This window comes from Paenibacillus sp. GD4, assembly GCF_030846225.1.
In the GTDB taxonomy this organism is placed as follows: domain Bacteria; phylum Bacillota; class Bacilli; order Paenibacillales; family NBRC-103111; genus Paenibacillus_G; species Paenibacillus_G silviterrae.
The window spans coordinates 2,125,519-2,140,251 of sequence record NZ_JAVCYK010000001.1 but is presented as its reverse complement, the minus strand read 5'-3'; the positions used below and the strand labels follow the sequence as shown (position 1 = coordinate 2,140,251).

The following is a 14,733-nucleotide window of genomic DNA, read 5'->3' as shown; positions in this document are numbered from 1 at the left end:
ATAACAGAAGCAGTCCGGGAACCTGTGTCCCGGGCTGTTTTTGCGAGCTTTTATAGTGACAGCCGCCTTTATGATGGAAGGGGATCAAAGCTGCGGCCTCGGCTTAACCGGTCGGCAAGGAGGTAAATGATCAGGTAGATAGGGAAGGAGTACCAGATTTCCCAATGAATCGTGACATAGAAGCCAAGCCACATGAAAATCGGCTCCCCGACAAAGGCGCATAGGGATGCAAAAATCAATCCCTTCAGCAAGGGAGACCATCGAGGCTTAGCTTGGATCAGCAGCATAACGCCGACAGGCAGGAGACTTACATCCCATGGCATATAACTGGGCATAGTCGGGACAAGCTTACCCGTGTAGAACCATAAACCTAGAGTAATGCCGACGAAGTCCAGCCAGGAGGAAACAATGATGACAAAAAAGCCGGCGTATAGGAGCCGGGCGGTGCTGCTTTTGTGCCTATAGCGGATCCACAGCAGCCAAGGAATGATCGTTAGGGCCAATGAAGTCCACCAGTCCCAATGAAGGAAGGTGTGCGATTGCCAGTATTGTATAAAATCTTTATTGGCGTCCGTCACCCGCCGATAAAATTGGCCCACTTGCTCCATTTTTTGCGGATCTTGCAGAGAAGGCATACATACCCTACTTTCCTAATCTGGGAATAAGAGCACTGACTATTGTTCCCAAGTTCCCATAAACACATGCAAAAGGAAAAAAGCAGGCCCAAGAGCCTGCTCCATTGCGTTGCCTTATTTCACTGTCACATAAACGCTCGTCTTCTTGCCGGCGTACGATATGGTAACCGTAGCCGTGCCTTTCCCCGTGGCCTTTAAGATCCCGTCCTTCACGTCGACAACCCGAATGTTCGAGGTACTCCATAAGCCGTCGATCGAAACGTCGGCCTCCGTTTGATCGGAGAAGGTAGCCGTCGCCTTTACCTCGGCGGTTTTCCCTGTCTCCATAGTTAAGGTGACAACGTCAGTCTTTAAATACTTCAGTACGTCGATCTCTACCGGGATCGATACGGTCTTGCCTCCGAACGTAGCGGTGATGGTAGCTTTGCCTGAGCTTACGGCGGTAATCATTCCGTTCGATACGTCGGCTATCTTATAAGCGCTGGATTTCCATTGAGCCGAGGAGGCAAGATCCTTCTTGCTTCCGTCGGTCAGGGTCGCCAGCAGCTCGAGCTGCAGCGTCTGGCCGGTGCGCATAACGGCATATTTCTTATTGATTTCCAGCATATCCACAACGCCGATTTCTACGGGAATGGTGACCGTTTGGCCGCCGTATTTGGCAGTGACGTTCACTTTGCCGCGCGCGACAGGGATGACGAGACCGCCGCTAACTTCGGCAACCTGAAGATTATTGGAGGTCCACTCCGCGTCACCGGTTACATCGATGGTTTGACCTGCACCATCCTTAGCCTCCAGCTTGAGCTGTTTCCTCTCTCCCAAATCGATCGAGACATAGGAAGGAGTCGCCGTGAGCTTATCGGCCAAATCGACACGAATCTCGAAGGTTAACGTTTTACCGTCAAATTCCGCCGTCACGTTAGACTTACCCGAGGTTAATGCCGTAACAACACCCGCATCGACCTTCACGACTTTCGTATCGGAACTTGCCCATGTCGCTTCGTTCGTCACCGTCTTGGTCGTCCCGTCTACATAAGCCGCGGTTACCTCCAGCGTTTGCTTGGCTCCCTTTTTCAACGAGAGATTGCTTTCCGCCGTACTGGTCAAGCTTTTCAATACACCTACCGAAACCTGTACCGTCGTTTGTCTGTTTCCGTACTTGGCCGTTATGGTGACAGCCCCTGTGCCCACGCCGGTAATCAGCCCTTTGCTTACCTCGGCTACCGAATCGGAGCTGGAGATCCATTCAGCCTTGTCCGTAACGTCCGGCTCGCGGCCGTCCGAATAAATGGCTTTCAGCGTAATCCGCTCACTGCCGCCGGATGGGAAGCTGACGGCTTTCTTGCTTGCGACCAGGGCGATAGGAATATCGACTGCGATTTTGGCAGTGGCTGTCTTCCCGCCGTATTCGGCTGTCACCGTAGCTTCGCCGGCGCGGTAGGTCGTAACCTTCCCTTTCGCTACATAGGCGATCTGCTCCTTATCGACAGACCATACGCCAAAGGCGGTCACATTCTTGGAAGTTCCATCCGCATAGGTGGCAGTTAATGTAAGCTGCTCGGATTGCTCTGTCTGCAAATAGACGACTTCCTTGTTCAACTCCAGGCGCCGCGGAACCTCGACGTCAACCTGAAGCGATGCGCTTTTGTCCCCGTAGTTGGCGGTAATGATCGCTTCGCCGATAGCGTGGGCAACAATGCGGCCGTTTACTACACTAGCCACCTCTTTGTTGCTGGATGTCCAAACGGCTCTTTCGGTGATATCCTCCGTGCTGTCGTTGCTGTAGGTAGCTGTGAGCTTTGCCTGATACGTAGCATCCTTGTCCAGCAGCAGGCTGCTTTTGTCCAGCCCGAGCTTGATCGCACGATCGACCTCTACGTTGATCGTGGTCGATTTGGTGCCGTAAGTAGCCACAATCTCCGTCTGACCCGGGCCGTAGCCTGTAATGGTCCCCTTCAACACATCGGCAATCGAGGGATCGGCGGACTCCCAGTCCGCTTGATCGGTGACATCTTCCTTCGTGCCGTCGGGATATGTGGCTTCAAGCTTGATAGTCTCCGTGCCGTTCAAGAGCAAGGAAACTTGGCTTAACGAAGGATCTACTCTTTTGACGATTTCGATGCTGACAGGAATGGATACGCTTTGACCGATGTACTTAGCTGTAATGATCGCCGTACCGGCTCCCTGCGCGGTAACCAGACCGTTAACAACGGTGGCTACCTGGCCGTTGTCAATGTTCCATTCGGCCTTCGAGGTGACCTCCTCGGAGGTGCCGTCGTCATAGTAGGCCGTTAGCTTAATTTGCTCGTCCTTGCCTTTACGCAAATCGATCTTCTGCTTATCCTTAATCAGGGAACGCACCTTCTTGGTGACGGTAACGTTCACGATGACCGTTTTGCCCATATAGGTGGCTGTAATGACAGCCTTTCCTTCCTTCTTTGCCGTAACGGAGCCGGCGTACACGGTTGCTATATCAGGGGCTCCGGAGTTCCAGTCCGTCTTAATCGTAACCGTCTCCGTGTCGTTGTCGGCATAGATTGCGGTCGCTGTAAGGCTCGCGGTGCCTCCTACCTCCATGGTGAGCTCGTTCTTGTTCAGCACCAGCTTGGATACTTCTTCCGCGTATGAGACGGTGCTGCCGAGAAGCCCGGAAGAAGCAAGCAGGGTCACAAGTAGAATCAGAAGGAGCTTTCTTGTTCCGGAAAACATGAGTTGCGGATCATCACCTTTCTTTTTTTTGACAGAATATATATTTTATCGACAGAAAGCTCTCTATTTTTTAGCATGATTTTCCACATAGGGAGTGGCGAGGAGGCGGGGCCGAATATTGGATCGTAGAGGGGCATAAAAAAGCGGAGAATCTTTTTACAGATCCTCCGCTTGCGTATCATCCTAATTATTTCAATGATTCCAGCAGCTCGCTCAAGCGGTCCCATGTCTCGGTAACGCCCTGCAGCATGCCCATATCCATCACCTTTTGCAGTTCTTCCGCAGATTGATATTCCCCGCGGCTGATGAGCTTCGTCTTACCCTCATAGTCCTCGAAGATGGTGGTAATCAACGAGCCCGGCATGCCTTCGGCAATATTCCCTTCCTCATCGGAGAACCAGTCGGTCTGAACGATCCGCTCGTCGTGGACGATGTCTTTGTATTCGGACTTGCCCCAGGACTCCATCCCGTAGAAATCGCCTTGATTTTTATCCAAACATTTCATGCAATAGTGCCAGAACCCGCCCACGCGGAAATCAAGGTCGCAAACCGTCAGCCCCCAGCCGCGCGGACCCCACCAATTTTTCAGATGCTCCGCTTCCGAGAACGCTTGATATACAAGGGAGCGGGGAGCATTGAAGACGCGCTCCAGCACAAGGGTCTGGCCTTCAATTCGGGACATCATAGGGTAAGAAGTATGGTTTGACATGGATATGATTCCTCCTAAGCCATTACGGCATCATTTATATTCGTTTTCATAGCAAAAGCTACATGGTCAGCTTGGCAAGCTCCGCTTCCAGACGATCCAATGTCTGCTTCGCGCCTTCGATGGCGCCGTATTGCTCCACGGCCATCTGCAGATCCTCGGCGGACGGGAAGCGGCTTAGCATGGTCAGCTCCGTTGTGTTCCCTTGAGCGACGAAGGTGACCGTTACATGAAACTGCTCTTCATTCTCGGTATCGCCGTGGTTGTAGACGAGCCTCTCCGGCCGGACGACCTCCAGGTAACGGATGACATTGTCGTAGTCCGTCCCGTCCGGGCCGTGCATGATGTAGCGCCAAGCGCCGCCCGGTTTTACCTCCATCGAATGAATCGTAATCGTGAACCCGCTCGGTCCCCACCAATTCGGCAGATGCTTCGGGTCAGTCCATACATCGAACACGAGTTCTTGAGGAGCTTGAAACGTGCGTTTCACCTGAAGCTCCCGTCCTTGTACGGATGTTTGTGCATTGCCTAGGGAAGGTCCTTGTACCATCGGTTATTCCTCCTGCTTTTGCTCTTTTTGGAAAAGCTGCTGCAAATAATGATTCAGGTTATCAAAACGATTCTCCCAGATGTCGCGATAGCCCTCCAGCCAAGCGTTCAGCTCCTTAAAAGGCTCGAGCCTCAGCTTGTATATGCGCCGGTTGGCGTCGGCTTCGACCTCGACAAGCCCGGCTTCCAGCAGCACCTTCAGATGCTTAGAGGCCTGCGGCTGGCGAATGTGAAGCCGATCTGCGACCTCTCCAACCGTGAGAGGACCGCTGCATAACAATTCTACAATCTGCAATCGGTTCGATTCGGCCAATGCGCTTAACATGATTGTATTCATAGCATGGAGCAGATACCTCCTTGGATGCCGTTGTGTTATCGCGGCTCTCTTTGATGAACTTAATATACCATATTAGGAATATTCCCGTCAAGGAATATAAAAAGTTTATTCCCGGAATTTTTTTATCCTATGTTAAAATGATTAACAGCTTAATTAAGAGGAGAGCCTTATGATGGAAAATATAAATAAAAATACTATACTCATTGGTAATAAAATCAAATTGGTTCCGATGGAAGCGGGTCATGATGAAGGAATTTATGAAGCCGGAAGGTTCCCGGAGATTTGGGAGCTCACCCAAGGACGAATCGAATCCCTAGATGATGCACGGGCTTACATAGCGAAAGCACTCGAGCAATCCAATGCCATACCCTTCGTCATCTGCGAGCTGTCGTCTCACAGAATAGTTGGCAGCACACGACTATTTGATTTTTCGCATGCGAATCGAGGGGTGGAGATCGGCTCCACCTGGTTAACCCCGGCCGTTTGGAGAACCTTCGTGAATACAGAGTGCAAGTATCTGCTGCTGAAGCACTGCTTCGAGTCGCTGGGAATGATTCGGGTACAGCTCAAGACGGACAGCCGCAACCTCAGATCGCAGCGGGCGATCGAACGGCTTGGAGCGGTGAAGGAAGGAATATTGCGCAACCATATGATTTTGCCCGACGGCTATGTGAGGGACTCCGTCTACTACAGCATTACGGACAAGGAGTGGCCTGAAGTCAAACAGCGTCTGGAGAAATCAATGGAAGACTAATCGACGGAACAGCTCACCATGCCGGAATTGGAGGTGGGCTGTTTTTGGATTAACAAAAAATTTGTCAAATCCTATCGGAAAATGTGGTATCTTAATATCATATGAGTCTAACAACCTAATACTAATTACACTCAGAGGTGAGATCCTGCTTGAAGAGCCTTCATCTGCGCATTACGCTCGTCTTTTCCCTTATCCTGCTATTATCCGGTTCACTCGTAAGCTATCAGCTTTATACCTCCTCCGTCGATCTGATTACCCGTTCCGTTGGGGAACAAGCCAGAAGCATTGCCGAATATGCATCCAAACAAATTCAAATTGAGAAATACCGGGGGATTACACCGGAAACGGGAGAGAATGCCTATTACCGGGAGCTGAGGCTTCAGCTGAATCAAATCCGCGAGGCCAACCATCTGAAGTATTTGTACACAATGGCCGAGCGCAAGCAAGGGGATCGTTCGGAATACATCTATATAGTAGATGGAATGCCGCTGGATGCCCCAAGTGATGACTTCTCCCCGCTCGGCTCAGTGGAGGAGGAGATGGGCAAGGAGCAAATTGCGGCGTTTCATGAGGGCAAGGCTCAGGTGGGCGAGCTTATGGAGACGGAAGCCTACGGCGCGGTGCTGTCGGCCTATGTTCCGATCGTTACCCCCTCCGGCGAAATGCTGGGCTTCGTCGGAGCGGACTTTGATGCATCGGGCGTATATGCCCTGCTTAAGGAGAATAAAAGGAAAACGCTCTACACGATGGTAGCGGTTCTGTTGGCATCGATGGTTATTACCTATATCTTCTCGAGATTGATTGTTGCGCCGGTAGTAAGGCTGATCCGGGACATACAGAAGGTACAGGACGGCGATTTAAGAACACGTGAGGAAGTCAAGGGTCAGGACGAAATTCATCGCCTGGCCCAAGCATTCCGGACGATGGTTACCGTGCTGAGAGAAATGATACAAGAAATCCAAAGAAGCGTGCAGGATTTGCGGCAATCTACCCGCGTGCATGCGGAAAGTGCGGAAGCGACAAGCATATCGAATCAGAGGATCAACGCTTATCTTGCGGAAGTCGCCGGAGCGGCGAAGCGCCAGGTCCAGTGCAGCGAAGAAACCGTCAAGTCGATGGGTGAGGTAGGAGCGGGCGTTCAGCGCGTGGCAGACTCCTTATCGCTCTCCGCGACGGCAGCCCAAGAGGCGTCCGCTGCGGCAAGAAGCGGAAACGGGCTCATCCGGGAGGCTGTCAGGCAAATGGAGTCGATTCAGGCTTCGGCTCAGGGGATGGCTAAGGACGTGGAATACTTGACCGAGCATTCCGGTCAAGTAAGGCAGATCATAGACGTTATCAAGGCCATTTCGACTCAAACCAACTTGCTTGCGCTTAATGCGGGGATTGAAGCGGCGAGGGCGGGAGAGCACGGCAAAGGCTTCGCCGTTGTGGCGGGTGAGGTGCGGAAGCTTGCGGTGCAATCGGAGGAATCGGCGGCTCGGATCAACGAATTGATCGATGCGATTCTGACCAGCACAGAGAAGGTGGTGAAAGGCTTCAACGCGGAGACGCAAGAGGTGGAGGCCGGTCTGGTTGTCGTAGCCAAGGCGGGAGAGGCGTTCGAGCGGATTGTCAGCGAAGTGGACAAGGTAGCGGCGCAAATTCAAGAGGTATCCGCTGTTTCCGAAGAGATTGCCGCGGGGACCGAGCAGGTTCTGGCTTCTGCAGATGAAACCGACCGTTTGATCCGTTATACGTCGGAGCAATTCCACGGCATTTCCCAAGCATCGGAGGAGCAGCTGGCGGCCATGCAGCAGATGACCGACTCCACAGAACATCTCAAGATGTTGTCCGAGCGGTTGGAGCAGCTTACGAGAAGATTTACCTTATAACTGGTATTAGGAGAAAACCCGCAGCCGGCTGGCTGCGGGTTTTCGATTATCCATGTGCCTGAGCGGGCTTCGTACCGGTACCGGCGGCGCCGTCTTTCTTATGCGTAAACAGCTTGTGCAGCGCCGGGAGCAAATAGTAGTCGATGCCGAATCTGCCGGCGTTGGCACCGGCCAGGATCACGATACCGCCGATCAGGACCAGCCATGGGTTCGTGCTTACCGTGCCGGCGAACATGAACATGAAGTTCATCAACAAACCGAAGAAGGCTGCGGCAGCGGTTAAACCGCCAAGGATCAAGCCGAGGCCAACCAGGAATTCGCCGAGCGGGATCAGGAAGTTAATGATTTTTACGTTAGGCAGCGCGAAACGATCAACGAATGCGGTGAAGGTCGGATAAACCAGGTCGCCCGTCGCTTTATCGACGATCGGTTTGGCGACGGCATTTTTGAGGAATCCGCCGGCATCGAAGCCGCCTGTCAGCTTGTGCCAGCCTGCCGTAAGCCACTGATATCCAAGGTACAGCCGGACGAAAAGCAGAAGCCCTGCCGCATATTTATTTTCTCTGAGCCATTTTGCCATCATGACCATCATCTCCTAGGTTGAGTGGTGAAAGTTTTCACATAATATTCTGAAATAAGTTAACCAGGATCGTTTAGTGGAACGTTTTATTATGTTCATAGCTCCTGTTCCTTTCCAGTGTTTCTCTACTTCTTCCTTACATCTATACTTTATCATGCCCGGGGGCTTAACGATGTGACAGGCGTCACAGGCATGCGCCAAAAAGCTATAGTCAAACAATGACTATAGCTTATTTCATGATGACTATACCCTAGGAAAACCCTTGATTTATCAGGGGTTCGGATGTTAGGGGGAACTCGTGCAGGAATGACTATGGACGGCAATGGAGAGCCTCCCCTATGATGCAGGAGTAGCAGCCGGAACCGATCGGCGGCACGATCATTCGATGCAAGAACAGAAAGGAAGGAACACGATGCGCACGGAAACGGCCATAGCCGCCCAGGTCCCGGAAAGCAAAATATATCGAAAGCAGCGTACAAGACGTATGCTCCGCAATCGGTGGCTGTATATCATGCTGCTCCCCGGCGTCCTCTATTTTCTCATTTTTAAGTATTTACCCATGTACGGAGTGCTCATCGCCTTCAAAAATTATCAGCCGTTCCTTGGCTTCTGGGATAGTCAATGGGTAGGGATGAAGCACTTTAACCGGTTTTTCGGCGACCCGCTGTTTTGGCAGCTGCTGAAGAACACCTTTATCTTAGCGATTTACAATATTGTGTTTTTCTTCCCCTTGCCGATCATTATGGCCTTGATGCTGAATGAGCTGCGTATGGAGTTTTTGAAGCGCACGATTCAAACGGTCGTCTACGTACCGCACTTTATGTCGTGGGTCGTTATCGTATCGATTGTGTACCTGTTCTTCACAACCGAGGGAGGGCTGGTCAACGAGGCGATCGAGTCGCTAGGCGGGGAGAAAATCAATTTCCTGCTTAGTGCCGATTGGTTCCGTACCTTCATCACCGCCGAGGTGATCTGGAAGGAGACCGGCTGGGGAACGATCATTTTCCTCGCTGCCTTGGCAGGCGTCGACCCGCAGCTCTACGAAGCGGCGCGCATGGATGGAGCGAACCGGTTCCAGCAGCTGCTTCATATTACGATACCGGCGATCCGCTCGACGATTGTCATCCTGCTGATTCTAAGGCTCGGGAACTTCCTCGACACCGGCTTCGAGCAAATTTGGCTCATGCTGAACGCGATGAACCGCGAGGTGGGCGAGGTGTTCGACACCTACGTGTATTCCACAGGGATCTCCGAGGGGCAATACAGCTACAGTACGGCTGTCGGCTTGTTCAAATCGATCGTCGGCTTGGTGCTAGTCGCGGCATCCAACTATATCGCCAAAAAAATGGGCGAGGAAGGCATAGTGTAATTTTACATGGAAAGGAGGCTGTCCCATGGTTAAAGACCGTTCCTTAGGCAGCAGGCTATTCGATACCGTCAATATCTCGCTGCTGCTTATTTTCGCGCTCTCGACCCTGATTCCGTTCATTTATATCATCGCAGGCTCGTTCGCTACCCAGAAGGAGCTGCTGGAGAGAGGCTTCATTCTGTTCCCTACCGAATTTACGCTGAGCTCGTATGAGTACATCTTCTCCACCGGCACCTTGATGAAAAGCATGGGAGTGACCGTTTACATTACTGTCGTAGGTACGCTGATCAATATTTTCATGACGTGCCTGATGGCCTATCCGTTGGCCCGAAAGGATCTGGATTACCGCAGACCGATCCAAATGGCGGTTATTTTCACGATGCTGTTCAGCGGAGGGATGATCCCGACGTTCCTGATCGTCAAGGAGCTCGGCATGATCGACACCTATTGGTCCTTGCTCATTCCCGGAGCTATCAGCGCATTTAACCTGATTATTTTGCGCAACTTCTTCCAGCAGATGCCGGAGGGCCTGGAGGAGTCGGCCAAGATCGACGGCTGCAGCGACCCGGGCATTCTGTTCCGCATCGTCATGCCGCTCTCGCTGCCGGCTATCGCGACCTTCTCGCTGTTCTACGCGGTAGGTCATTGGAACACCTTCTTCAGTGCCGTGCTCTACATTAACGATTCCACCAAGTGGCCGATTCAGGTGCTGCTGCGGCAGATCGTCATCATGTCCGACGGCGGCGGACTCGGGGACTCCACGGCGCTTGAGGCCGACTTCGTCCAGCCGCCGGAGCAAAGCATCAAGATGGCCGTGATCGTGGTCTCCACACTGCCGATTCTGATCGTGTATCCGTTTCTGCAGAAGCATTTCGCCAAAGGCGTCTTGCTCGGTTCCGTCAAAGGGTAAGCTGTTTACACAGTTTCTCGATAACTATATCATTGAACAAAAGGGAGGACTTCAAGATGAAACAAAAGAAATCCGAAACGCTTTGCAAATCCGTTCTCATGGCTTCCGTACTGACGCTGACCGCAGGTGTTGCGGCCGGCTGCGGCGGCGGGGCCGCTGCGACGAACGACGCAAGTAAGCCTGCGGCCGGCGGCGATGCTTCCAAGCCTGCAGCGCCTTACAAGATGTCGATCATGCTGCCGAGCTTCAATCCGGAGCCGATGTCGACCGACGGAGAGATTTTCAAGAAGATCCAATCGGTTACGAACACCGAGCTGAAGTTCAACTGGGTGCCGTCCGCCACGTATTCGGATAAATTGTCCGCAACCGTTGCTTCCGGAGAGCTGCCTAGCGTCATTACCGTACTGAACCAGAAAGCCCCTTTCATTGTAAACTCGGTTCGCTCCGGCATGTTCTGGGAGCTCGGACCTTATTTGAAGGAATACAAAAACTTAAGCCGCATGAATCCGATCGCCCTCAATGCCATTTCCATCGACGGCAAGGTGTACGGGATTTACCGGGAGCGCGACCTCGCCCGAGACGGAATCACGCTGCGCAAGGATTGGTTAGATAACCTTGGACTCAAGGAGCCGAATACGATCGATGAATTTTACAACGTAATGAAGGCGTTTACGCTTAACGATCCGGATAAGAACGGCAAGAACGACACGATCGGCCTTGTAGAGCAGCAGGAGCCTGCAGGCTGGAGAACGATGCTGGCATGGCACGGCGGACCGGCGGACTGGGAGATCAAGGACGGCAAGGCAAGCCCGGCGCACCTGTCCCCGGCATATATGGAGACGATGAAGTTCTATAAGAAGCTGTATGACGAGAAGCTGATGAATCTCGATTTTGCCGTCGTGAAGGACGGCCGTCAGGTGATGAATAAGGGCACGGCGGGCGCGTGGGTAGCGAACCTGAACGATGCCAACGGAATCGAGGAGCAGGCGAAGAAGGTAGATCCGAAAGCGAAGATGACGCTGATCGGCGCTTTGGAAGGGCCGAAGGGCAAGCGAACGATTGCCGGCTCGGGCTCGTACGGGATCTTCATGATCCCGAAAACCTCGGTGAAAACAGAGGCTGAGGTGAAGCAGATTCTGAACTATTTTGACAAGCTGTCGGACAAAGAAATGCAGAATATGCTCTATAACGGTATTGAAGGACGCCAATACACCGTAGAGAACGGAGAATACAAGAAAACAACCGATCCGAAAATGCTCGTGGAATACGGCATGGGCGATTCCTCGCAGCTTGCGGTGCTGAGAGACGAGGTCACCACGTACGGCTCCGAGCTGGTCCATCAGCGTGACAAGGTATGGAAGGAAAATGCCAAGATCGCCATTGAGAATCCGGTGAATGCGTTTATCTCCGACACCTACAGCGAGAAGGGCAAGGAGCTCGACAAGCTGATCGCCGATGCAAGAACGAAGTTCATTATGGGTGCCATCGACGAGAATGCTTGGAAGAAGGTTACGGAGCAGTGGATGCAAAACGGCGGCAGCAAAATCATCGAAGAGTACACCGCCGAATACAACAAAGCTGCCAAGAAATAAAGCATAACGACTTGCCCGCGGTTAGGGTCTGTGTGAATCCCCACGGCACAGACCCCTTTTTTTGGTATACTTAGGGCAATCAGGACGAGTCGTTGAAGGAGACTACAAGCATGAAGACACATAAGTACTTTCGCAAACTCATATTGCTGACGCTCGCGGTGGGGGCTTTTCCGGTGCTCATTTTGGGATGGTACTCCTATAATTATTCCTCCCGTACCGTGCTGGAAAAGGTGAACGAAAGCAACGCGCAAATTTTGCGGCAGACGCAGCTGCGCGTAGAGCAAACGCTCAAGACGATCGATTATTCCGCTTCGCAGCTATTGAATACGCCCTTGATTACGAAGGCCATCGGAACGCGCCTAACTACCGAAGACTCGGAAATGATCGCCGACCTTTACGATAGCCTGGTGGGCATCCAGACGTTCGAGCTCGGGATTCGGGATGTTTTTTTGTACAGTATGGAAAAGGATTGGCTGATCAGCAATTCGGGGCTGGACGATTACAGCTACCCGGGCATGAAGGAGCTGCTCGCGAGGTTTGCTGCCATGCAGCAGGGCTCCAAGTGGGCCAGCCTCGATCTGTCAGGACGGTATGAAACGGGAATCGATCCTGCCGCCAACAAGCTGACGATTCTGAATATAAAGAAATGGCCGATTAATTCCCTCAATCCTCAGGGGATGCTGGCCGTGGTGCTCTCCGCCAAGGAAACGAACAATCTGATCGACCTGGAAGGCAGCGAAATGGGCCGGATTTACATTGTCGATGAAGGCCGCATTATCGCCCATGAGGACAGCAGCCTGATCGGCAAGGATTTGTCGCAGGAGGACTTCATGCGCCGGATTGTGCAGTCCGGGGAAGCTACAGGGGTGCTTACCTCTAAGGTAGCCGACGAGGATATGTCAATTTCCTACCGGAAGTCGACCTATAACGGCTGGGTCTATGTGTCAGTGCTGCCTATCAGCGAAATGACCGAACGGGCGCAGGGGATTGCGTGGACCTCATTATGGGTTAGCATAATCGCCTTGGGTATTTCCGTCGCCATTGCCGTGCTGGGGACACGAAGCGTATACAGCCCTGTGCGAAGCATTTACCGCGTGCTTTCGGAGGTGCGGGCTCCGCGGGAGGGCAAGGATGAGTTCGGCGTGATCACCGAAGGCATCGAGTCGCTGATGTCCAACCAATCGAAGCTGCAGTTTCAGCTGGAGGGGCAGCAGGAGTACATGACGGAGCTGCTCGTTCGCAAAATGCTGACAGGTGAAGCCAAATCGTCGGAAATCCAGGAGCGGCTGCAATATTACGGCCATACGCTCGCTTGGGAACGGATGCGGGTGCTCCTGTTTCAAATCGATGATCTGGAGGGAAGCCGCTTCGATGAGAAGGACCGCGACCTGCTGCTTTTCGCCATCGGCAATATTGTATCGGAGCTCGTTGACAAGCAGGAACGGCTGGCTCCCATTGTGTATCGCGATGCGGTCGTAATGATAGTCGGCACACAGGCCGGCTCGGAAGAATCGTTCAAGGAAAAGGTATTCCGGGTGGCTGTATCCGTACAGGAGGCCGTGAAGCGTTATTTATCCATCGAAGCCAGTGTGGGCATCAGCCGGAGCTTCGACCATTGGACGGATGCCGCCCTAGGCTATGAGGAGTGCGTATCGGCTTTGAAGTACCGGGTTCAGCTGGGAAGAGAGGCGGCCTTGTTCATAGAGGATGTTCAGCCGAAAAAAAGCAATGAGTTGCAGTATCCGAAGGAGCACGCCGCGCAGCTGACGGATGCCATTCAGTCCTTCGACGCGGGCCGTGCGAAAGAGGCGCTGGCCGGCTTCATTGAGAACGTTTCCAGATCGGCGGGTAATCCTAACGATTATCAGCTGTCGCTGGTGCGGCTGTTCGTTGATGTGAGCCGTCTGCTTCAGGATTCGGGCATTTCCTTATATGAGCTGAATGGAAAGGAAGGCTCGCTGTTCGAGGAGCTGCTGCATCTTCATGCAGAACGGGATATCGAGACGTGGTTCTACGAGCAGATCATCGAGCCAGGGATTGTGCTGCTGGAGCAGCGGCGGGATACCCAGTTCCGCACGATCTCGGAGGAGGTCAAGCGCCTGATCGAAGAGGCGTTCGATACGGATCTCACTCTAGAGAAATGTGCGGCGCGGATCAATTACCATCCGCAGTACATCAGCCGTGTGTTCCGTCAGGAAACCGGAATCAATTTTGCCGATTACTTGGCTCAGTACCGGCTCAATGTCGCCAAGCGCTGGTTGCGCGATACGGATATGACCATAACCGATATCGCCGAGAAGCTGAAGTATAACAACCCGGCCAATTTCATTCGTTACTTCCGTAAGATGGAGGGAATAACCCCGGGGCAGTACCGGGGCAAGCCGGAGAAGTAAGGTGAAAAGGTGTGTATGCGATTGAGCATAGGGCAGGCGGCCTTGGCGCCAACGAGCTGTGTCTGATAGGAGACGGAGCTCGGAGTGACCCGATCAACGGTCAGGGACGGCGCGGCAGAAGGGAATCGGTTTGGAGCTCGATGGCGCTCATCTATTCTGTCAAGACGCCGCTCCCGCTAATGCCGTCTGCGCCGAGATGAACGCGCGCGGCATTGCAGGGCCTATCGTTGACGGAACGGCATGGGAAGGGGCTCTGCTTCCGTATGAGGCGGGGCGAGCCTATCGGGTAACGGTTCGTTTGGGGAGGAGTACGTCTACATAACCTATTATT

13 protein-coding genes are annotated in these 14,733 nt (G+C 52.8%); 7 read left to right on the top strand and 6 right to left on the bottom strand.

Annotated elements, in window-relative coordinates:
* Nucleotides 1–68: 68 nt before the first annotated feature.
* From RAC89_RS09935 to RAC89_RS09915, 5 genes are all read right to left on the bottom strand, one after another.
* Complete coding sequence (locus RAC89_RS09935; RefSeq protein WP_306613307.1) at nt 69–608, bottom strand: CBO0543 family protein; 540 nt, start codon at nt 606–608, stop codon at nt 69–71.
* Nucleotides 609–749: 141 nt separating this feature from the next.
* Nucleotides 750–3,341 carry an Ig-like domain-containing protein gene (locus tag RAC89_RS09930; protein ID WP_306613305.1) on the bottom strand — a complete coding sequence of 864 codons (2,592 nt, stop codon included), beginning with the start codon at nt 3,339–3,341 and terminating at the stop codon, nt 750–752.
* A 187-nt stretch (nt 3,342–3,528) separates the two neighbouring features.
* On the bottom strand, nt 3,529–4,050 hold the full coding sequence (locus tag RAC89_RS09925) for an SRPBCC domain-containing protein (RefSeq protein WP_306613304.1): 522 nt from the start codon (nt 4,048–4,050) through the stop codon (nt 3,529–3,531).
* A 58-nt stretch (nt 4,051–4,108) separates the two neighbouring features.
* Nucleotides 4,109–4,597, bottom strand: coding sequence for an SRPBCC family protein (locus RAC89_RS09920; RefSeq protein ID WP_306613302.1), 489 nt, complete (start codon nt 4,595–4,597; stop codon nt 4,109–4,111).
* Between the two features lie 3 nt (nt 4,598–4,600).
* Nucleotides 4,601–4,933 (bottom strand): ArsR/SmtB family transcription factor, encoded by a 333-nt coding sequence (locus RAC89_RS09915; RefSeq protein WP_306613301.1) that lies wholly within the window; start codon nt 4,931–4,933, stop codon nt 4,601–4,603.
* Nucleotides 4,934–5,102: 169 nt separating this feature from the next.
* Between RAC89_RS09915 and RAC89_RS09910 the strand changes: the two genes are divergently transcribed.
* A complete protein-coding gene (locus RAC89_RS09910; RefSeq protein ID WP_373429900.1) occupies nt 5,103–5,687 on the top strand; it encodes a GNAT family N-acetyltransferase in 585 nt (194 codons plus the stop codon).
* 149 nt (nt 5,688–5,836) lie between these two features.
* Nucleotides 5,837–7,558, top strand: a complete 1,722-nt coding sequence (locus RAC89_RS09905) for a methyl-accepting chemotaxis protein (RefSeq protein WP_306613299.1) — start codon at nt 5,837–5,839, stop codon at nt 7,556–7,558.
* A 46-nt stretch (nt 7,559–7,604) separates the two neighbouring features.
* Here RAC89_RS09905 and RAC89_RS09900 read toward each other — a convergent pair whose 3' ends face one another.
* Nucleotides 7,605–8,141: a DoxX family membrane protein gene (locus RAC89_RS09900; RefSeq protein ID WP_306613298.1), complete on the bottom strand. Its 537-nt coding sequence runs from the start codon at nt 8,139–8,141 to the stop codon at nt 7,605–7,607.
* A gap of 409 nt (nt 8,142–8,550) precedes the next feature.
* Between RAC89_RS09900 and RAC89_RS09895 the strand changes: the two genes are divergently transcribed.
* The 5 genes from RAC89_RS09895 (at nt 8,551) to RAC89_RS09875 (ending at nt 14,724) form a co-directional block, all read left to right on the top strand.
* Nucleotides 8,551–9,507 carry an ABC transporter permease gene (locus tag RAC89_RS09895; RefSeq protein WP_373430014.1) on the top strand — a complete coding sequence of 319 codons (957 nt, stop codon included), beginning with the start codon at nt 8,551–8,553 and terminating at the stop codon, nt 9,505–9,507.
* A gap of 25 nt (nt 9,508–9,532) precedes the next feature.
* Nucleotides 9,533–10,417, top strand: coding sequence for a carbohydrate ABC transporter permease (locus RAC89_RS09890; RefSeq protein WP_306613295.1), 885 nt, complete (start codon nt 9,533–9,535; stop codon nt 10,415–10,417).
* Nucleotides 10,418–10,473: 56 nt separating this feature from the next.
* Nucleotides 10,474–12,009 (top strand): extracellular solute-binding protein, encoded by a 1,536-nt coding sequence (locus RAC89_RS09885; RefSeq protein ID WP_306613294.1) that lies wholly within the window; start codon nt 10,474–10,476, stop codon nt 12,007–12,009.
* Between the two features lie 110 nt (nt 12,010–12,119).
* Nucleotides 12,120–14,402: a helix-turn-helix domain-containing protein gene (locus RAC89_RS09880; protein ID WP_306613293.1), complete on the top strand. Its 2,283-nt coding sequence runs from the start codon at nt 12,120–12,122 to the stop codon at nt 14,400–14,402.
* Nucleotides 14,403–14,532: 130 nt separating this feature from the next.
* Entirely contained in the window at nt 14,533–14,724 is a 192-nt protein-coding gene (locus RAC89_RS09875) for a hypothetical protein (protein WP_306613292.1), read from the top strand.
* Nucleotides 14,725–14,733: the final 9 nt, after the last annotated feature.